Source organism: Desulfonauticus submarinus (assembly GCF_900104045.1).
GTDB lineage: Bacteria > Desulfobacterota > Desulfovibrionia > Desulfovibrionales > Desulfonatronovibrionaceae > Desulfonauticus > Desulfonauticus submarinus.
On the sequence record NZ_FNIN01000003.1, the window covers coordinates 105,045 to 125,259 of the forward strand.

At 32.1% G+C, this 20,215-nt stretch carries 22 protein-coding genes and 2 tRNA genes; 9 read left to right on the forward strand and 15 right to left on the reverse strand.

Annotation, left to right across the window (positions count from 1 at the left end; genetic code table 11):
* The first annotated feature begins 12 nt into the window (after nucleotides 1–12).
* The 8 genes from BLP60_RS04780 to BLP60_RS04815 are packed head-to-tail and all read left to right on the forward strand — an operon-like array spanning nucleotide 13 to nucleotide 6,543.
* A complete protein-coding gene (locus BLP60_RS04780) occupies nucleotides 13–888 on the forward strand; it encodes a YicC/YloC family endoribonuclease (RefSeq protein ID WP_092064263.1) in 876 nt (291 codons plus the stop codon).
* A 4-nt stretch (nucleotides 889–892) separates the two neighbouring features.
* Nucleotides 893–1,159: a DUF370 domain-containing protein gene (locus tag BLP60_RS04785; RefSeq protein WP_092064266.1), complete on the forward strand. Its 267-nt coding sequence runs from the start codon at nucleotides 893–895 to the stop codon at nucleotides 1,157–1,159.
* Nucleotides 1,143–1,763: a guanylate kinase gene (gene gmk / locus BLP60_RS04790; RefSeq protein ID WP_092064269.1), complete on the forward strand. Its 621-nt coding sequence runs from the start codon at nucleotides 1,143–1,145 to the stop codon at nucleotides 1,761–1,763. Before BLP60_RS04785 ends, gmk begins: the two co-directional genes overlap by 17 nt.
* Complete coding sequence (gene pyrF / locus BLP60_RS04795) at nucleotides 1,760–2,452, forward strand: orotidine-5'-phosphate decarboxylase (protein WP_092064272.1); 693 nt, start codon at nucleotides 1,760–1,762, stop codon at nucleotides 2,450–2,452. The genes gmk and pyrF overlap by 4 nt, the downstream gene beginning before the upstream one ends.
* On the forward strand, nucleotides 2,449–3,219 hold the full coding sequence (locus BLP60_RS04800) for a tetratricopeptide repeat protein (RefSeq protein ID WP_092064276.1): 771 nt from the start codon (nucleotides 2,449–2,451) through the stop codon (nucleotides 3,217–3,219). The genes pyrF and BLP60_RS04800 overlap by 4 nt, the downstream gene beginning before the upstream one ends.
* A gap of 14 nt (nucleotides 3,220–3,233) precedes the next feature.
* Nucleotides 3,234–4,928: a single-stranded-DNA-specific exonuclease RecJ gene (gene recJ / locus BLP60_RS04805; protein ID WP_092064279.1), complete on the forward strand. Its 1,695-nt coding sequence runs from the start codon at nucleotides 3,234–3,236 to the stop codon at nucleotides 4,926–4,928.
* A complete protein-coding gene (locus tag BLP60_RS04810) occupies nucleotides 4,925–5,683 on the forward strand; it encodes an alpha/beta hydrolase (protein WP_092064282.1) in 759 nt (252 codons plus the stop codon). Before recJ ends, BLP60_RS04810 begins: the two co-directional genes overlap by 4 nt.
* An 11-nt stretch (nucleotides 5,684–5,694) precedes the next feature.
* Complete coding sequence (locus BLP60_RS04815) at nucleotides 5,695–6,543, forward strand: damage-control phosphatase ARMT1 family protein (RefSeq protein ID WP_092064285.1); 849 nt, start codon at nucleotides 5,695–5,697, stop codon at nucleotides 6,541–6,543.
* Between the two features lie 113 nt (nucleotides 6,544–6,656).
* Here the strand turns inward: BLP60_RS04815 and BLP60_RS04820 are convergent, their stop codons facing one another.
* The 6 genes from BLP60_RS04820 to BLP60_RS04845 all read right to left on the reverse strand — a co-directional run bounded on the left by BLP60_RS04820 (nucleotide 6,657) and on the right by BLP60_RS04845 (nucleotide 11,347).
* A complete protein-coding gene (locus BLP60_RS04820) occupies nucleotides 6,657–8,039 on the reverse strand; it encodes a Ni/Fe hydrogenase subunit alpha (protein ID WP_092064288.1) in 1,383 nt (460 codons plus the stop codon).
* Between the two features lie 6 nt (nucleotides 8,040–8,045).
* Entirely contained in the window at nucleotides 8,046–8,792 is a 747-nt protein-coding gene (locus BLP60_RS04825) for an NADH-quinone oxidoreductase subunit B family protein (RefSeq protein ID WP_092064291.1), read from the reverse strand.
* Between the two features lie 17 nt (nucleotides 8,793–8,809).
* Nucleotides 8,810–9,640 carry an FAD/NAD(P)-binding protein gene (locus BLP60_RS04830; protein WP_092064294.1) on the reverse strand — a complete coding sequence of 277 codons (831 nt, stop codon included), beginning with the start codon at nucleotides 9,638–9,640 and terminating at the stop codon, nucleotides 8,810–8,812.
* Complete coding sequence (locus tag BLP60_RS04835; RefSeq protein ID WP_092064297.1) at nucleotides 9,630–10,676, reverse strand: 4Fe-4S dicluster domain-containing protein; 1,047 nt, start codon at nucleotides 10,674–10,676, stop codon at nucleotides 9,630–9,632. Before BLP60_RS04835 ends, BLP60_RS04830 begins: the two co-directional genes overlap by 11 nt.
* Before the next feature lie 134 nt (nucleotides 10,677–10,810).
* A complete protein-coding gene (locus BLP60_RS04840) occupies nucleotides 10,811–11,260 on the reverse strand; it encodes a tRNA (cytidine(34)-2'-O)-methyltransferase (protein ID WP_092064300.1) in 450 nt (149 codons plus the stop codon).
* Between the two features lie 11 nt (nucleotides 11,261–11,271).
* Nucleotides 11,272–11,347: transfer RNA gene (locus BLP60_RS04845), tRNA-Val, on the reverse strand.
* A 209-nt stretch (nucleotides 11,348–11,556) separates the two neighbouring features.
* On the opposite strand from BLP60_RS04845, the gene BLP60_RS04850 reads away from it, so the two are divergent.
* A tRNA-Arg gene (locus tag BLP60_RS04850) sits at nucleotides 11,557–11,633 on the forward strand.
* Nucleotides 11,634–11,709: 76 nt separating this feature from the next.
* Here BLP60_RS04850 and BLP60_RS04855 read toward each other — a convergent pair.
* From BLP60_RS04855 to BLP60_RS04895, 9 genes are all read right to left on the reverse strand, one after another.
* Nucleotides 11,710–12,810 carry an SLC13 family permease gene (locus BLP60_RS04855; protein WP_092064303.1) on the reverse strand — a complete coding sequence of 367 codons (1,101 nt, stop codon included), beginning with the start codon at nucleotides 12,808–12,810 and terminating at the stop codon, nucleotides 11,710–11,712.
* A 172-nt stretch (nucleotides 12,811–12,982) separates the two neighbouring features.
* Entirely contained in the window at nucleotides 12,983–13,204 is a 222-nt protein-coding gene (locus tag BLP60_RS04860) for a hypothetical protein (protein ID WP_092064306.1), read from the reverse strand.
* 268 nt (nucleotides 13,205–13,472) lie between these two features.
* Nucleotides 13,473–13,700, reverse strand: coding sequence for a hypothetical protein (locus BLP60_RS04865; RefSeq protein WP_092064309.1), 228 nt, complete (start codon nucleotides 13,698–13,700; stop codon nucleotides 13,473–13,475).
* Between the two features lie 12 nt (nucleotides 13,701–13,712).
* On the reverse strand, nucleotides 13,713–14,474 hold the full coding sequence (locus BLP60_RS04870; RefSeq protein ID WP_092064312.1) for an RNA methyltransferase: 762 nt from the start codon (nucleotides 14,472–14,474) through the stop codon (nucleotides 13,713–13,715).
* Nucleotides 14,467–15,477, reverse strand: a complete 1,011-nt coding sequence (locus tag BLP60_RS04875; protein WP_092064315.1) for a DUF933 domain-containing protein — start codon at nucleotides 15,475–15,477, stop codon at nucleotides 14,467–14,469. The genes BLP60_RS04870 and BLP60_RS04875 overlap by 8 nt, the downstream gene beginning before the upstream one ends.
* Nucleotides 15,478–15,486: 9 nt before the next feature.
* Nucleotides 15,487–16,542: a protein translocase subunit SecF gene (secF, locus tag BLP60_RS04880; protein WP_092064318.1), complete on the reverse strand. Its 1,056-nt coding sequence runs from the start codon at nucleotides 16,540–16,542 to the stop codon at nucleotides 15,487–15,489.
* A gap of 13 nt (nucleotides 16,543–16,555) precedes the next feature.
* Nucleotides 16,556–18,154 carry a protein translocase subunit SecD gene (gene secD, locus BLP60_RS04885; RefSeq protein ID WP_092064321.1) on the reverse strand — a complete coding sequence of 533 codons (1,599 nt, stop codon included), beginning with the start codon at nucleotides 18,152–18,154 and terminating at the stop codon, nucleotides 16,556–16,558.
* Between the two features lie 100 nt (nucleotides 18,155–18,254).
* Entirely contained in the window at nucleotides 18,255–18,620 is a 366-nt protein-coding gene (gene yajC, locus BLP60_RS04890) for a preprotein translocase subunit YajC (RefSeq protein WP_092064324.1), read from the reverse strand.
* A 79-nt stretch (nucleotides 18,621–18,699) separates the two neighbouring features.
* A complete protein-coding gene (locus BLP60_RS04895) occupies nucleotides 18,700–19,959 on the reverse strand; it encodes a class II fructose-bisphosphate aldolase (protein ID WP_092064327.1) in 1,260 nt (419 codons plus the stop codon).
* Nucleotides 19,960–20,215 lie beyond the last annotated feature (256 nt).

Sequence of the window (20,215 nt, forward strand, 5' to 3'; positions counted from 1 at the left end):
GGAGACCTTTTTATGAAAAGTATGACTGGTTATGGTAAATATGCCTTAGATAAGGATGACTATACTATATCCTGGGAAATAAAAAGCGTTAACAGTCGTTTTTTAGACATTATATTTAAAACTCCTTACTATCTTTTAGGAGAACAACCCAAATGGGAAAACACTATACGATCTATAGCTAAAAGAGGAAGAATTGAGCTATATTTAAACTTAACGTTTAAAAATCCAGATTTTATTAATCTAAAATTCGATCAATCCCAAGCCCTTGCTATGTTAAAAGAATTAGAAAGTATGTCCAAATTAACTGCTCTGAGCTTTAAGCCCGATTTAAATTTATTTTTAACTCTTTCTCATCTCTGGAAAAATAAAGACCAAGACATTCCTTTAGAACTTAAATCAGACCTTATAATGTCTTTAAAAGAAGCCTTGTGTATTTGGGATAAAAGTAGAACAAGCGAAGGAGCAAACTTAAGTAAAGATATCGCTAATCACCTTCAATATATTCAAGATTTGCTCTTAAATCTTGAAGACACTATAAAAACAAATGTGAAAAATAAATTTCAAGAACTTAAAAAAAGAGTTGAACAGTTATTACAAGACATAAATATCACTATTAATGAGGACAAACTATTAACAGAATTAGCTATAATGGCAGACAAATTAGATGTGTCAGAAGAAATATCTAGGCTAAAAAGTCATCTGAGTGCAATTGAAAAAATTAAAAATAATCAAGAAGTAGGAAGAAAACTAGATTTTTATCTTCAAGAATGCTTTAGAGAAATAAATACTTGTGGAAACAAAGCTCAAAATTCCCAAATAAGCCAAATAGTAGTAGAAGTAAAAGCAACTTTAGAAAAAGTACGTGAACAAGCCCAAAATCTGGAGTAAAAATATGAAGACTTCTCTAAAGTTAGTTAATATCGGCTTTGGTAATAGTGTAGTAAAAGATAGAATTATAGCAATATTTAATCCTAATTCTTCTCCTATGCGAAGATTAAAAGAAGAAGCAAAAGAAGATTACCGATTAATAGATGCCACTCAGGGTAGAAAAACGAGGTCTATCATAGTGACAGATTCAAATCATGTAATATTATCTGCAATTCACACAGAAACAATTGTACAAAGAATACAGGAAGGAGAAAATGGAGAAAATAAATAGAAAAGGATTACTTGTAATTATAAGTGCACCATCTGGTGCTGGAAAGTCTACTCTTATATCTCTTTTAAAAAGAGACTTTCCTAAATTTGAATTTTCTATATCTTATACAACAAGAGAACCTAGAGTTGGTGAAATACATGGAAGAGATTATTTTTTTGTTTCTAAAAAAGAATTTATTAAATTAAAAAAAGAAAATTTTTTTGCAGAGTGGGCTGAAGTACATGGGAATTATTATGGAACACCCAAAGAAGCTGTTTTAAAGGCATTAAAACAGGGAAAAGACTTACTATTTGATATAGATGTTCAAGGAGCAATGCAAATAAAACAAAACTTAAATAAAGGAATTTTTATATTTATTTTTCCTCCTTCTTTAGAAGAGTTAAAAAGAAGGTTAGAAAAAAGAAATACAGACAGCCCAGAAACAATAAATATCAGATTAGCTAATGCCAAAAAAGAAATACAAGAAGCTAATATTTTTGATTATTGGATTATAAATGATAAATTAGAAGCAGCATATTTACAATTAAAATCAATTATTATTGCAGAAAAACTGCGTCCTTGTTTTTTCCCAGATCTACCTAAAAAAATTTTGGAGCAAACATGAGTGAAATAATTTTAGCTTTAGACTTTGATACAGAGGAAAAGGCTATAGCATTTGCATCTTTAGTTCAAAAAGAAATAAAATGGGTAAAAGTAGGTTTAGAACTGTTTTGTAAAGCAGGAACAGTTATTTTACCTAAACTAAAAGATTTAGGATTTAACATTTTCTTAGATTTAAAATTATTTGATATTCCAAACACTGTAAAAGGAGCAATCAAAAATATTCTAAAATTTCACATTGATATGCTTACTCTCCATTTATTAGGTGGAGAAAATATGATAAAAGAAGCAGTAAATGTTAAAAATTCTTTAAGGCCAAAGTGTCTTATATTGGGAGTTACTATTTTAACAAGTTTAAGTAAAAACGATTTAGTATGGTCAGAAAGCAGATCGATTTCAGATGTCGTTCTAGATCTTGCTCAAAAAGGATTAGGCTGGGGAGTTGACGGAGTGGTTCTTTCTCCTTTAGAGTTAGAAGTAGTGGGAGAAAAGCTACCTCGGTTAACTTTGGTGACTCCAGGAATCCGTTTAACTACAGATAAGAAAGGTGATCAAAAAAGGGTCTTATCGCCTTATCAAGCAACATTAAAAGGTGCTGATTTTTTAGTAATTGGCCGAAGCATCACTAAAGCCAAAGACCCTCTACAAATTATAAAAACTATAAAAAAAGAGATCAAAAGGGCAAAACAATGAGTGAAGAAAAAAATAATGGCACTCAAAAAGAAAAAATTAAAGGTGTTTTTTCCACACAAGTATTAACTAGAATAGGCACAGGCACAACACAAAGAAAAAGTATCCAAAAATCTTACTGGTTTGCTGAAGAACAAGAAGATGGAACCATTGAAATTCAACCTTTAAATGTTAACTATGTTCCTTCTGGACCTAAGAAACAAATTTCTAAAGATGAATTCTTAGACAAATTCGCTCCTGAGCCTGAATTTTATATTCAAACAGTTTATCCTAAAATGCGGGAACTTACTAAAACTATTGCTAGAGCAGAAAGACATCGCAAAAGAGGTGAAACCTATAGTGCAGAATATGAATTTAAAAATGCCCTAAACATAGATGAAGAAAATATTAGAGCTAATTTTGGCCTTGGTCTTACTTATTTAGAAAGAGGAGAAAAAGAAAAAGCCAAAGATGTATTTGAAAGATTAGTAAAACTAGATGCTGCATTTGAAGAAGAACATAAACATCTATTTAATGAATTTGGGATAAATCTAAGAAAACAAAATATGTATGAAGAAGCTGTTCAATATTATGGTAGGGCTCTTGAGCTTACCAAAGATGACGAACACCTTCACTACAACATTGCAAGAGCTTATTTTGGGTTAAACCGCATAGACAAGGTAATTTATCATTTAAAAGAAGCCCTTTCTCTAAATCCAGAATTTGAAGAAGCGAAAAAATTTTTAGAATTCCTTAAGAAAAAAGGTTTATTAAAAAAACAACCCCAATAAGAGATTAACATTAAATGAAATGGAAGCTAAAAAACACCTCTCCTGTTCCAGAGCAAATAAAACAAACATGGCAGCAAATAGGAATATCTCCTATTTTAGGAAAAATTCTTTACAATAGAGGAATTATCCAAAAAGAAGATATTGAAATATTTTTAAGTCCTAGTCTAAAATACCTTCCCCCTTTAGAAGTGTGGCCAGAACTTTTAGATACTGCTTATTTTCTTACAGAAGAAATTAAAAAAGGGAAAAAAATAGCTATTTGGGGAGATTATGATGTAGATGGTATTACCTCTACTGCCCTTTTAAAAGATTTTTTTGCTAAAAAAAATATCCATACTCTTACTTATATTCCCTGTCGTTCTGAAGGATATGGTTTAAATTCCTATGGAATAAAAAAACTTCAGGAACAAGGGACAGACATCCTTATAACTGTAGATTGTGGTATATCTCAATGTGAAGAAGTAAATTTTGCAAACTCATGTGGTTTAGACGTTATTATTACAGATCACCACACTCCTCCTCCTATCCTACCAAAAGCAAAGTTCATATTAAATCCCAAATTAACTCATTCAGAGTATTTTGACTTAGCAGGTGTAGGTGTAGCTTTCTTACTGGCTGCTGCTTTAAATCGTTTTTTACCAGGACCTAAATTAGATATCCGATTATTCTTAGACTTGGTAGCCTTAGGAACAATTGCCGATGTAGTGGAACTCTCTAGAGTTAATCGAATCTTGGCTAAAAATGGGTTATTAGTTTTAAGTGAAAGCAAACGTCCTGGTATTATTGCTTTAAAAGAAAAAAGTGGATTAAATGGGAAAAAAAATCTTGGAAGCGGAGACATTGGATTTATCTTAGCCCCTAGAATAAATGCCTGTGGACGTTTAAAAACACCCAAGCCAGCCTTAAATCTATTACTTACTCCAGATATAAATGAAGCCAAATTATTGGCAGAAGAATTAGATGCACTAAATAACGAAAGAAGAACAATTGAAGAAAATATTTTAGAACAAGCTTTAAGCCAAGCAAAAAAATTATTACCTGCTTCAGGATTAGTATTATTTTCTCCTGAGTGGCATGAAGGAGTCATCGGAATAGTAGCATCTAGAATTGTTCAGGAGTTCTATAGACCATGCATTATTTTAACCCAAGAAGAAAACATATTAAAAGGGTCAGGACGAAGTATTCCTGAAGTAAATCTCTATGAAACCTTGGAAAAAATTTCTCCATTATTAGAAGGATTTGGTGGTCATAGAATGGCTGCGGGTTTAAAATTAAAAAAAGAAAATCTTTTACAATTTACTCAAAATTTTACTCAAACCATTGAGCAACATTTTGGAGATAAATTTTCTCCTACTTTAAATCTAGATGCAGAAGTAAATTTTAATGCCCTAACTCCTTCTTTTCTCAAAGAGCTAGATATGCTTCAGCCTCACGGCCCTGGAAATCCCAAACCCTTATTTTTGAGCCCACCCCTTAAAGTCAGAGCTCAAAATTTTTTTGGCAGTGAAGAAAATCATTTAAGCCTACTTTTACGTGATGAAAAAAGTAATCTCAACTTAGAAGGTAAAATTTGGCGCCAAGGGCAAAAATATAAAAATCAAAATTTTATAAACCATCAAATTAGATTAGCTTATCGTCCTACTTTAAATAACTTTAATGATCTTTTGAGTATTACTTTACAAATAGAGGAAATTCTAGAAATCAAATGAGCAAAAAATTATTAAATTGCCTTCTGCTTCATGGATTTGGAGGACAGCCATTTGAACTTAAAGAGTTAAGAGATTATCTAGAAAAACAAAATATAAAAACAAAACTTCCTTGCTTACCTGGACATGGTTTAACATTAGAAGACTTTAATAAAACCAGATACAAAGACTGGCTTTTAGCGGCAAAACAAGAATTCCAAAGTTTAAAAACTGGATCTACACCTACTATTATTATTGGCTTTTCTATGGGTGGAACATTGGCTTTGAATATAGCCCAAGAACTGGCCGTAGATGGATTGGTTATTATTGCAGGTCCTGTATTTTTAACTCGTATCTTTCCTCCTCTTTACTCAGACTGGCGGCTATTTTTTGTACCTTTTTTAAAACATATAAAACCTATGTTTCCTGTAAATCCTCCACATCCAGAATCAAGACAAATAGCCCCTTGGAAAGGATATGAAAACTTTATCCCACTTTATCCCTTAGACAGTTTTTTAAAAGGCATGCGCAAGGTTAAAACACGGTTAAAATATATAACTTGTCCCTTTCAAGGCATTTACTCAACTGAAGATAAAACTGTACCTGTAGAAAATGCATTTTATATTTTAAAAAAAATTAATTCTAATAAAAAAGAACTTCACCTTCTCACTATAAAAGAAAACATTACAAGCAAGCATCTTTTACCAACACACCAAGAAACCAAACATATTGTATTTCAAAAAATCACTAATTTCATTCAACAAAATTACTTTTCATAAGGAGATTGCTCATGCAGACAACATTAGATTGTATTCCTTGTTTTTTACGTCAAGCTCTAAAGGCTGGACGCCTTGCCTGTCCTAATCAAGAAGAAGTTCATAAACAAATTATTTATAAATTTTGTGAATTAGTGCCTCAATTGGACCTAACTCTCTCTCCTCCTGCTCTTGCAGGAAAAATATATGGACATATTAGTAAAATAACTAAACAAAAAGATCCTTTTAAAGAATACAAACAAGATGCTAATAAAAAAGCTTTACAAATGTTACCTCAATTAAAACAAATCATTGATCAATCTCCTGACAAATTAAAAACAGCGTTACATATTTCTATTATAGGCAATTATATAGATGCAGGGATTGAAACTAACTTCAATTGGGAAGATGCCCTATTTAAAGAAAAAAATACTTTAGATGAACAATCTTTTCAATTATTCATTCAAAAACTTCAAACATCTTCCTCTATAATGATTTTAGGAGATAATACAGGAGAAATAGCTCTAGATACCCTTTTAGTTCAGGAACTCAAATCAAAAAGAAAACAAGTAATATATGTGGTTAGAGACAAACCTATTATTAATGATGCAACTTTAGAAGATGCACAAGAAGTTGGTATGACCAAATTATGTGAAGTTATTTCATCTGGAGTATCCTCTCCAGGAACTGTCTTAGAAAATTGTTCCCAGCAATTTATCCAATATTTTAAAAAAGCAGACATTATCCTCAGTAAAGGACAAGGAAACTTTGAAGCTTTAATAGACAAAAAGGATGGAATATTCTTTGCTTTTAAGGTAAAATGTCCTGTAGTTGTAAAACTAACAGGGAAAAAATTAGGAGAATCTGTGTTTTTTTATAAATAAAAACTTTCTAAAAGCAATAATAAAAGAACAAGCTTAGCTAACCATTCATAAAAACATTCATTTACCCCTATTTAAATGAAACATCATCTTATTGCTCTTATCTATCATTCCAATTATTCGTAAACAAAGCGAACAAGAGGAGTAACCTCTTGTGGATTCATTTCAATATAATGAGTAGAACAAGAAATACATGGATCATAAGCCCTTACTAACATACTTAAAGTAAGTTCAATTTCTTCTTCGCTTTTGCCTTTTAAAGTTGGAGCTATAGCATCAAAATCTTTTTGAATATTACCATGATTTTGATTTGTAGGGATCACACAATCAGCTTTTACTATTCTTCCTTCTTCATTGTATTCATAAGAGTGAAATAAAATTCCTCTCGGCACCTCCACTGCACCTATGCCTTTTCCCCATCTTGGTTTTATTTCTACTGGCTTTTCCTCTTTTAGTCCTTTAGTCAGTAATAAATCTATCAAGTAAATTGAGTCCTCTGTAGAATGAATGCACTCTACTATTTGAGCTAAAGTAATATAAAAAGGATTATGACAAAGAGGTATTAACCCAAACTTTTTAGCCATTGCCTTTGCTCTAGAACCTAAAAACTCATAATTAAGATTTACTCTGGATAAAGCTCCAACCATATAAGAATCTTTTAAATTTTTGCTCCACTTAGCTGTTGATTGAGGTACACAATATTCATTGGATATTCTATTATAAAAAGAATTTGGTTTTCTTTCATCTAAAGAGGATCCTATTTCTCCGTGATACATAGCATATTCGCCATTACTGACCAAAGCAATATATTCAGTGGGACGAGAAAAATTTGGATATTTTTCTTGTAAAACAGCAAAAAGATCTCCCAATTTTTCTAGCCATTCTAATGATTCTTCTAAATTTGCCTTTAATGTTTTTAGTTCTCCTACGGAAGGAATCTCCTCCATCCCTCCTGGGATAAGGCGTTGAGGATGAGTTGTCCTACCACAAATCACTTTACTAAATTCATTGGATAATTTCCGACATGCAATCAAATTTAAAAGCTCTTCCTTATGAGTTTTGGCTAAGGGAAAAACTGAGCCAACTCCAAGAAGGTCGGGCAAAACCAAATAGCCTATATGTAAAAGATGACTCTGCAAATTTTCAGCATGCAATGCTAACTTTCTAAAAATAAGGGTTTGCTCTGAAACCTGACAATTAAATGCCTCTTCTGTTGCTTGAATAGAAGCTAGTTGATGTCCAATAGAACATATTCCACAAATCCTTGAAACAATATGATGAATATCTGTATATGGACGTCCGACAACCATAGCTTCAAAGAATCTAGGAGCTTCTACTACATGCCACTCACACAATGTTATATTACCTTTTTTATCAATATGCACAATAATATTGCCATGCCCTTCTACTCTTGTAAGATGCTTTACTTCTAACTTTCTATTTTTTTTAGAAATTTCTTTATTGTTTTGCTGTTTTTGAGAATTTTTATTTTTTGTCATAGTCTTTTATCCCCGTGCTTTTAAAAAATGCCCCATATATAGACGCAACTTATCCTCTGCCTCCAGCCAATTAAAGCCATGTTCATCCATCACTTGTCTAGCTGCATCTAAATTGGCTCCTGGAGCAGGTCCTCTACATCCCCAACAGACACTTCCTGCTGTAATACACGCAGCATTACATCCTGCCCTTGTAACAATACCAAGACACAACCTACCTTGTTCAAATCTACAAATATTTCCTGCTTTTTTACACTCTACACACACAGGATAATCAGGAGGAACATAACTCTTCCCCAATAAAAGAGACTTTACAACCAAAACAAACTCTTCTTTATCAATAGGACAGCCATGAATCTCTCCATCCACTGGCACCACTGCACTAACAGGTCGAGCAGCATAGGTAGAATAATATCTGGCATAAGGACCATACACAATAGAGGTATATTCTTGTTTTGTTAAAAAATTTTTCAAACAATTAATCCCACCTATAGTGGCACAAGCACCTAACGCAATTAATATTTTTGCATTTTTCCTAATCTCTTTTATCCTTTGCTCATCTTCTGGACGAGTAATAGATCCCTCTACAAAAGCGATATCATAATCATCAACATGCTCGGTTTTTACCTCTCGAAAACTTACAATTTCTATATGTGAAACTATATCTAAAATTCTTTCTTCCAAATTAGCTATTTGCAGTTGATCTCCTTCACACCCTGCAAAATCAAAAAAAGCAACTTTTGGCTTAGCGGACATTTTTTTCCCCTTTTTAATTATATTGCTTCTTGTAAAGAGGCTATATCAGTATAACAAAACACAGGGCCATCTACACAACAACTAAGTCCATTAATCTGACAGTGTCCACATTTTCCAAGGCCACATTTCATTCGCCTTTCTAAGGAAACAAAAATTCTTCTCTCATCTATACCCAACTTTTTACACTCAGCAATAACAAACTTATACATTATCGGAGGACCAACCATTGCCACATAAGTATTTTCTGCATCTATTTTTATTTTTGGCAAAAGAGTGGTAATAACCCCAACATTTCCTTTCCATGTATCATCAGGGACATCTACAGTTTCAAGAACTTCTACGTCTTTACGCTTACTCATCTCTTCTAGCTGATCAATAAAGATGCGTTCTTTTGGATTTCTAGTACCTACCAAAACCATAATTTTCCCATACTCATCTCTATGCCTCAACATATAATTCAACAAGCTTCTCAAAGGAATAAATCCAAGCCCTCCTGCTACAAACAAAACATCTTGTCCTACAAATCTATGCATTGGAAAATAAGATCCATAAGGCCCACGCACACCAACTTTTGCCCCAACATTAAGATTATGCAAAGCTGTAGTAACAGTACCAATTTTACGCACAGCAATTTCAAAATGATGATGATCGCTTATAGGAGGCGAGGTAATAGAAAACGGAGCCTCTCCGACTCCAAAAATAGATAACTGAATAAACTGACCAGGTCTATGAGCCAAAGGTTTACCATTGTCTTGAGCAAACTCAAACAAAGTAACAAAATCCGAAAGTTTTCTCTTAGCCTTTAAGGTGGCAAGCCTAGGAACATATGGAGAAAATTTACTTTTCATAATTTAGGGCCTCCCACAAAATATTAAACACTTCCAATGGGTTTGCAATCTTTGCTGTACAAGCTTTAACGCATCGCCCACACCCAACACATCCAAGCTCTCCTAGCATATCGTAAATATATTTTCCTTTACGCATATATCTATGACGGTATCTTTCAAAGGCTTGTCCTCTAAAGTTATGCCCGCCAGCAATTTTGGCAAAACCCTCTAACATACATCCATCCCATGTCCTATATCTTCTTCCCTTTTCCAGCTTATCATCCACATCATCTTGGATATCAAAACAATAACACGTCGGACAAACAAAATTACAACTTCCACAGGCTAAACATTTTCTAGCCTTTTCCGTCCATAAATAAGAATCAAAACTTTTTTCCATTACCTTAGGTACTTCTTCCCAAGGATATTTTAAAATATTCTGCTTCTTAGCTAAATATAATATTTCTTTATGTTTTCTTCTTGCTGTTTCTTTTTCTCCTGCAGTGGCTTTATCTACTTTACCATTTACAAACAAAAGTTCTTCACCAAGCCCAGAACCTACTTCTACTAAAAAGGTAGCTGGCCCTATTTTTGTCCAATACAGATCAAATCCAAAATCAACTTGATCTGCATCTACAAAAGCCCAAAAAGCAGTATCTGAAACACGTAAAGGATCTAGTCCCATTATAACTGTACTATCTCGCCTTGCCCTATAATTTACATCTACACTGCCCATATCCATAAGTTGATCAAGTTGATTAATCGCTTTAATATCATAGGGATGAACTCCAAATAAAATCTGGGGCTTGCTTTTTATAATAGGCTTAGATTCATATGATTTTAAATCAAATTCTATTAAGTCCTCATATGGAGGAAACAAAAATTCCTTCAAAGGATTATAAATCACATCATAATCAAAGCAAACTTCTGCTCCTTCCTCATATTCTTCCAAAAAATAAAATTGGTCTTTTTTCTGTGGAACAAAAAGACGAAATTTTTCTTTCCACTTAGCAAAAAGACGGGGTAACTGTTCTAAATAAACAATATAAGTACTCATGGTAAATTCCCCATAAAATCCTATTATTTTTTATCCGCATTTTGCCCTTTTTTTTACTTTTTTTAGGTATGGTCAAATAAAAGAATATTTTCACAAAGTCTAGAACAAACAAAAGATCTGAAACAAGGTAATAATTAAAAGAAATTTAATTGACGATAGGCTTCGTAAACAATAATGCCTACGGCTGTAGAAAGATTCAAACTTCTTACCTTTCCCCAAATAGGAATGGTAATTTTATAAGGACTCTGGGCAAGGATAATTTCAGGAAGGCCTCTGCTTTCTGGTCCAAATACTAAAAAATCAGTTGGTTTAAATTTAAACTGAGTATAAACTAAACCTTCTCTAGCACTAGTAAATACTAACCTTTGTTCTGATTTAATATGTCTATAAAATTCACCCCAACAGGACCAAATCTTTACTTTCAGGAAATCCCAATAATCTAAGCCTGCTCTTTTTAAATGTTTATCATCTACCTTAAACCCCAAAGGCTCTATAAGATGTAAATAAGTATTTGTAGCTGCACACAGACGAGCAATATTACCTGTATTAGGGGGGATTTCTGGCTCAAATAAAACGACTTGCATATAAATAAAAATGGTGGGCGGTCGGGGATTTGAACCCCGGACTTCCACCGTGTGAAGATGGCACTCTAACCACTGAGTTAACCGCCCAACTATCTAAATTTTAGGTAAAATAAAACTTTAAGTCAAACATTCTAAATATAACATCCAAACAATTACCTAAAAAATTTATTTTAAATATCCTAAAGACAAATAGCAAGCATTAAAAAATAACAAACAATACTCCAACAATTTTTATTCCTTCTCAATTAAAACTTGACGCAATCTACCTTAATAAGTAAAAGGAAATCCTTCTGTTTGCGCCCGTAGCTCAGCTGGATAGAGTGCCGGACTACGAATCCGTAGGTCGCAGGTTCGAATCCTGCCGGGCGCACCATTAAAAATTATCTTTACATCTACTCTAAAATCCTTTTATTCCTCCAACAAAACAACAACTTTATTATTGAAAAATTTTAATTTAATAACTTAAATAAAATACATCCAATTATCAGCATAAAAAAACTTAAGAGGTGAAATTTTATGAGAAAGCTTTTTCTATTATTGTAGGATATATAAATATTATTTACGTATAATCTATAAGCAATAATATTTGCTAAGGAAGAAATTAAAGTCCCAAAACCACCTATATTAACTCCCCAAAGAAGATAATCCCATTTATTAGTAAAATCTGCCACCAATAATGTGCTTGGAACATTGCTTATAAACTGACTTAATAACAAGGATACCCAAAAGACCTGCTCTCCTGTATCAAATTTAAAATACAAAATATTCATTAAATTATCTGTAAAACCAAAAAAAATAAGAAATGTCAGTAATAAATAGTAGTCTATGAATAAACTTTTTATATCAAAAAAAATAACATACAGTATTATAATTATACCTAAATATATGGGCAACATCTTCATAATGCATAATATAAAAATTAAAAGAAAAATTAAATAAATATATCCCTTTATATTAGAAAACTTCCCTAAATTAACTGAGTTATTATCCATATTATTATCTTTATTTAAATATTTTTTTTGAAAAAATAACATTAAGCTTAAAAAAACAATAATAATATTTAACCATATAAAACTGGCTGTAACTTTAAAGAATTGATTTGGATTTAAATTATAAAACCAATAAAGAAACAAATTTTGAGGATTTCCAAAAGGGGTTAAAGAAGAGCCTGCATTTGAAGCTAATGCTTCTAAGATAATAAGATATTCTTTTCTGTCTATATCTAAACATAGAGTTAAGGGAACCACAATCATCAATGCAACGTCATTTGTAATAAACATTGCTAATATTATTGTAACTATAATTATTTTCAAAGGTAGATATGACGTATTATTTAAATAAGAAGATAGAACATTAAACAAATTAGCTCTTTCTAATCCTTTGATAATTACTAATAATACGCCTAAAATATAAATAATCTTAAAATCTTGAATGGAATAATAAGGGAAATGTTTAAGATATAAGGAAGTAGTCAATAAACCTAAAAAAGAAAACAGCAGTAGCCATTCTTTTATTATTCTTTTTAAAAAAGTTTTTACACAAAAGTCCAATCAATCACTCCAAAAATAATGTAAAATAACAACATCTTTTACATAAAAGATATATCTCACCATATAATAAATTTATGCAAAATATCACTTAATCTCTTAAGTAAAAATACCTAAGAGGTATTGTGTTTGAAAATATTGGGAGTAAATGAAGCTACATTAAAAACTAAAAAATTTAACTATGTTCTTCTAAAATCTTTTTAGCTCGCTCATGCATATTGGGATATAAATCTGCAGGTACACGATCTCTACCTAATTTTTTAAAAATCATATATCTAGCACAATTAGAATTATCACCTAGGCAATATTTTTTCTTATAAATACCAGCTAAACCTTTGGTATCTTTCATTTTATCGTTAAAAAAAGGACATTTTGGCAAACATTCACATTTAGACATACCAACCTCCTTCATTTTTAAGGAAAAATTTTACTATGTCCTTTATCTTAAAGTCAATAATTTTCTAAAAATTATCACCTTTTTATATTTTTTATATTAAAAAATTTTCAAATCCACTAAACTAAAAAACAAAACTCATTGGTTTACACTATTTATTATTTTTTAATTAAAAAATATTTAAAAAATAAAGTCGAAAAGAATTTAGAATAATTCAGTTAAGAAGAGAGGAATAAAAGAAATGCATATAAATAAAGAAAAAAATATATAATTAATCTTTTGTTCCCGTATAGATAAATCCTTTTGAAATCATTTTATAATATTTACCTTTATCTATAGCTATTACTTGCCCACATTCGCAATATATCTTATTTTTTATTTGATTAATATAATATATCTTTTTTATTCTATCTTTATGGCAACGTAAAACTTCTCCCTTGCCTATTTTGTAGTATTTCCACAATTTTTTTTTGCATCCAGAACATCGAATTATTAACATTTTTTAATAAATCTAAGAATCATCTTTATTTTTTGAACTTAACCATCTTATCTGTCTACATATTCCCATAAATAAATTATATTCATTTTTGCGCAAATTAACTCTATTAAAAAACCTTTTTATTGGCATCATAAAATAGTCAGGATTATTATCTTTATGAAGAAAATCTATCTCTAAAAGTGCATGTTTTAATTGTAAAAATAATGTCTGAAGATCTTTGGCTGTAGCTAGTTTTATATTTTTATCATGAATTGGTCTGGTTTTTCGTTCTGCCAAAAGTTTAAAATTTTCATACAAAATAATTAAAACTGCCTGGGCTAAGTTTAAGGACCAAGCGTCTGAGACTGTGGGAATACTAATAATCTGCCCACATATTTCTATTTCTTCATTAGTAAGCCCTTTATCTTCAGAACCAAAAACCACTGCTACGTTTCCTTCTAAACTGATAACTTCTTTTATTTTTTTACTTGCCTCTTCAGGTAAAAGAATGCCTTTTCGCCATCCTCCTATTCTAGCTGTGGTTCCAAAAACACTATGAAAATCTTTTAAAGCATCTGATAGCTGGGTAAAAATACTTGCTTTTTCTAAAATTTTCATACCCTTAGGAGTAGCCAAAGGACATGCTTTATCTAAAGAAAAATTTTGAGGTGAAACTAAATATAGATTTGGGCAGCCCATATTAGCGCATGCTCTAGCAACAGAGCCTATGTTTTCAGAAAACTTTGGCCTGACAAGAATAACTGTTAAGTTATTTAAAGGATAAAAATCAGACATTGAAACGAAAAGTTATAATATCTCCATCCTGAACAATATAGTCTTTGCCCTCTAAACGCAAAGCTCCCTTTTCTTTAGCTTGCTTAAAGTCACCATATTTTTCAAAATCAGACCAAGATAAAACTTCTGCTCGAATAAATCCCTTTTGCAAATCAGAATGAATAACTCCAGCTGCCTCTGGTGCAGTGCTTCCTCTTTTTAAAGGCCAGGCTCTAACTTCTTTCTCCCCAGCAGTTAAAAAAGTAATCAAATTTAAAAGGTTATAAGTACTTTTTATTACACGATTTAAGGCAGATTCTTTAATTCCCAAGTCTTCCATAAACATAGCAACTTCTTCAGGATCAGTAAGCTCTGCCATCTCTTTTTCTAACTTAGCAGATACCACAATATGAACTTGTTTATCAGCAGATTCAGGTACCTGCATACTCCCTATTTCATCTTCCGCTACATTCCAAGCATATAAAATAGGTTTTGCACTTAAAAAACAATATCCTCTAAGTTCTGGAGCTGTTACTAATTCGCTAAATCCTCGTAAGGGTTGTTCTTCTTCTAAAACTGTTTTTACCTTTTCTAACAATTGCTCTTCTTTAGGATCTACCAAATGCTTAGACTTTTTTTTATCTACAGCCATTTTTTCCAACTTTTTTTCCACTACAGCCAAGTCTGAAATCAAAAGGTCTGTTTCTATTGCTTCCCATTGAGATTTAGGATCATTTAAGCCACTAAACCCATCTAATACTGCTAAAAGACAGTCATAAGGTCTTATTTCATTTAAAATCCTTGCACCCAATCCTTGTCCTTTTCCTCCTCCACCTGGGATATCTAAATACTCTATTTCAGTATAAGTAATTTTTTTAGGATTAAATAATTTGGCCAATGGATCCAATCGAGGCTCAGGCACTTTAACCATAGCTCTGTTAACATTTATATTCTTTGCTCCTGCTAAGGCCAAAAAAAGATCTGTTTTTCCACTACCAGCAAAACCAAAAATTGCTGTTTTCATATATTAAACCTACTCCTTATCCTTTGCTCTGGTATCACCAAAACTCAATAAAATAGGACTGGCAACATAAATGGAAGAATAAGTACCAACTAAAATACCTATAAATAAAGCCAATGCAAAATCGTGGATTACTCCTCCACCAAAGATAAGCAAACATAAAACTACCATCAAAGTAGTACCAGAAGTTAAAATAGTTCTACTCAAAGTTTGATTTATACTTTTGTTAATAACTTGCGCAAAGGTCCCTATTTTTTTACCTCTTAAATTTTCTCTTATTCTATCAAATACTATGATAGTATCATTTAAAGAATAACCTATAATTGTTAATAAAGCAGCTACAATAGTTAAATCAAATTCTTTATTTAAAAGTGAGAAAATTCCTACTGTAATAGTAACATCATGAATAAGAGCAACTACCGCCCCAAGCGCATACTTTAATTTTAAATACCAACATAAAAACAAAGTAATTAACATGGCTCCAACTATTAAAAAACTAGTTGGTAAAGACACAAGCTTTAAAATATATACACCAAAACCAAGAGCTGCAGCCATAAGTGCAGAAAGAGCCCACTTATGTTCAAAACGACCAGAAATATAAATAGCAATTAATAAAACTGCATAAAACAAGGCTTCTAAAGCCTTATTTTTTAAATCCTTACCAACCTTTGGGCCAACCATCTCTAAACGTTGAATCTCAAATTTATTATTTTTTAAATTTTTATTTAAAGCTTCGGAAATAAGTTTTCTAACCTGCTCTCCACTTTGTTTTAATAAAGGCAAACGCAAGAGGTATTCATGATCGGTATCTGAGCCAAATCGTTGGATTACCAAATTTGGAAGCCCTGTATTTTTTAAAGCATCTTTTAAGGAGCGGACTTTAATATCTTGGTCAAATTTTATTTGCACCACCATTCCACCAGCAAAATCTATCCCATAACGAGGTCCACCTTTAATTAAAAGAGACACAATTCCTATTAAAATTAACAAACCAGATAAAGCAAAAGCAAATTTTCTAAACCCTATAAAATCAAAGTTAGTATTAGGTTTAATTATAGTAAGTCCCATTCCTTTAGCCCCCTTAAATATTTAAAGACTTAACTTCTTTCTTCCTAGACAACCACCACTCAAAAATAGCTCTTGAAACAAAAATAGCTGTAAACATAGAAGCCAAAATACCCAAAGTTAAAGTTACAGCAAAACCTCGTATTGGTCCTGTACCAAACTGATACAAAATAATAGCAGCAATAATAGTGGTTACATTCGCATCTAAAATAGTTAAAGTAGCACGAGAAAATCCTTCATCAACTGCTTTTCTTGCAGTAACACCTCGCCTTAATTCTTCTCTAATTCGTTCAAAAATAAGAACATTTGCATCAACAGCCATACCAATAGTCAAAATAATACCTGCTATTCCTGGCAAGGTCAGAGTAGCTCCAAATGCAGCTAACCCTGCCATAATTAAAATCAAATTAAAGATTAAAGCTATATCTGCAACCAATCCACCAAAGCCATAATAAATTAACATAAATAGAATAACTATTCCCCCGCCAAGCAAAGCAGAAAAGATTCCTTTCTGGATTGACTCTTGACCTAAAGAAGGTCCTACACTCCTTTCTTCTAAAATTTTAACTGGTGCAGGCAAAGATCCTGCTCTTAAAACAATAGCTAAATCATGAGCTTCATCTGTGGTAAAATGACCAGTAATACTAGCTCTGCCTCCAATAATTTTTTCTTGAATAACTGGAGCAGAATATACCTTTCCATCCAAAACAATTGCTAATCGTTTATTAACATTTTCTCCTGTAATTCGCTCAAAAATCTTTGCACCTCTGGCATTAAAAGACAAAGAAACATAAGGACGACCAAAAGAATCAAAAGCCACATTAGCATTAGTTATATATTCTCCTGTTAAAACAGGGGTATCTATAAGTACTATGGGATGTTTTGTTTCCTGACCAGAAGGAGTTTCCCTGTAGATATAATAAAGCTTTCTTCCCGGAGGTAATATTCCTTTTTTAGCCTTTTCTAAATCCACATTATCATCAACTAACATAAATTCTAGATGTGCAGTTTTTCCAATTACCCGAATAGCTCTCTCTGGATCATTTAATCCAGGGAGCTGAATCTGTATTCTATGATCTTCTTGCTTACGAATATCTGGCTCTGCTACTCCAAATTGGTCGATTCGATTCCGAATAGTTTTTACTGCCTGATCTAGTGTCATTTTAATTTGTTGTTCTTTATACTTTTCTTTAAAACTTAAAAAATATTTAACTTGCTCTCCCTGCACCTCTTTCTTTAAAATTTTTAGCATTGGAAAATATTTTTTTATTAATTTTTCCAAATCATTTGCTTGGGAAGACTTTAAAAGCGTAAAGGTTAAAGTGTTTGAATTATCTACCTGAGGTTTTAGAACAAAAATTCCCTTTTCTCGAGCCTCATCTCTTATATCTTCACCTGTTTGGGCTAAAGAATTTTTTAAGGCAGTATTCACATCTACCCCTAAAGTAAGATGTATTCCGCCTTTTAAATCCAAACCAAGGTTTATCTGATCATCTGGTAAAAATTTACCTAATGGAGAATTTTTAATTTTAGGAATAGAAGGCAAGGTATAAATAAGCCCCAAGACCAACACTATTAAAATAACAATAAATCGCCACCGCAAACTCATATTCATCCTTTTTACCCCTTTACCAAAATTTTATGCCCATAAACAAAAAGGGCTTGGCAATAAACCAAGCCCTTTTAACTAAAATTATCTACTTTGGCTACTTTTTCTATTTACCTTTTTTTGTTGACTTCCCTTCTGTTTTCTGTTTTTCAGGATTCACTACAGCAGCGATATAACCTCTATTTACCTTAACCTCTACATTATCAGCAAGTTGCACAGTAACAACCTCTCCATCTAAATCCACAATTCTTCCGTAAAGTCCTCCACCTGTCATTACTCTATCACCTTTACGAAGAGAAGCGAGCATCTCTTTATGCTGTTTTGCTTTTTTTTGCTGTGGTCTTATTAGCAAAAAATAAAAAATAGCAAACATCAAAAGTAATGGCAAAAAAGCTCCCAAAGGATTGGGCTGCCCCCCACCAGAAGCTCCACCTGCCTGACCCATAGCATGGGCAACACTCACCAAATCCATAAAACCTCCTATTTTCTAAGTAATTTCTCTCCTCTTCAAGTATTTTTTAAACTAAGTCAACTGATTTGTAGGTAAATTATTAATCATCATAATCACCAGTTCCTACGTCAGTACGCAAATCTTTCATTTGTTTAATTTTTTCTATAGTCCATTCTTCTGGATTTTCTATTCTTTTAGCTTTTGGACCAAGATCAAAACTGCCTGCTTCTAAAATCAACTCCTTGGCTATATCTGCACTATCTTGAGCATAAAATACATTTACCAATAAATCATACACAAAGTCTTCCACAGCTTTGGTCATTCTCTCTCTAACTTCTTTTGGTTCACTTAAAAACTTCATCTCAAAAGGAAGATTAAGCCATTTATAATTCTTTGCAGGCCATCCCTTTTCTTTTGCATAACTTACCATTTCTTGCCATAACTCATCTGTAACACCTTTATCCTTTTCTTTTATCAATTCTCCTTTATCATCCAATACTGCATTCCCATATTCGTCTACTTTTACACCCCAAGCAAGCATTTGCAAAGCCGTAGCTACATTAGCCTTAGTAGTAGTAGTCTTTGTAGCAATTTCTCTTAACCTGTCAGAATTGTTTCCAGATGTTCCATGCTGAGCACCAGAAACACCATAAGGCGCAATTGCCTCATGTATCTTTGCTGTCAAATCCACCTGGATACCTGCATTACTATCTTGAATGCCATGAGTGGTACCATTATTTAAAGCAATCCAATCAGGGAAAATATTATTTGCATTTAATCCCTTAATTAAAAAAAGAGCTTCTTCTGGAGTAGATAATCCTTCTTTGCCTTTAATTTCTCCAACTTCTGTCTCATATCCAGCCCAGGAAGGAACATATTTTGCTAATTCTATATTAGCTAGCAAATTATCTCTATCTGGCAAATGAGAAGCATCTATTGCAATGGAAGTAATCCCAAATTCAAAAAGAGATGGAATTTGCTTCTTTGCTAATTCAACGTCTTGTTGGCTTTTTATAGTAAAATGGTCTGCATGAATTGCAAGAGGAACAGTTATTCCAAGTTCATTTGCAACTGTATCTACATAGCGAGCAAGATTCCACATATTTATATGGCAATAATTACTTTCTGACTTAGCTATCTCTAAAATAATAGCAGCATTTGCCTTTTGAGCTGCTAACAAAACTCCTCTTAAAACAAAATAATTACGACAATTAGCTGCAATTGTCATACAATTTCCTTTTTTCAGCATTGCTCTATCTATAACTTTGCCACTGACCAAAAGTGCTTTACTATGAGGAAAAAGCCTTTTTATCGTGTCTGGTCTACCCAACTCTAAAACTTTTTCATATGTATCTGCCATCTTAGCCTCCTTTTAATTTTATAGAGTTTCAAATAAAAAAGAAATAACCTCGCTCTTCATTATTATAAAAAAATCCACCTTAAAACTTAATAGCCAAAGAATAATACTAATATATAGCGTGTCTTTTTACTTTTGCCTAAAAAATTAAACCTTGGCAAGAAAAAGAAAGAGTATTCTTTACAAAAAAATAATTACACTTAAAATCTAGAAGTCATAAAATAAAAAAGGCTTCTACCCTCTAAAAGGATAGAAGCCT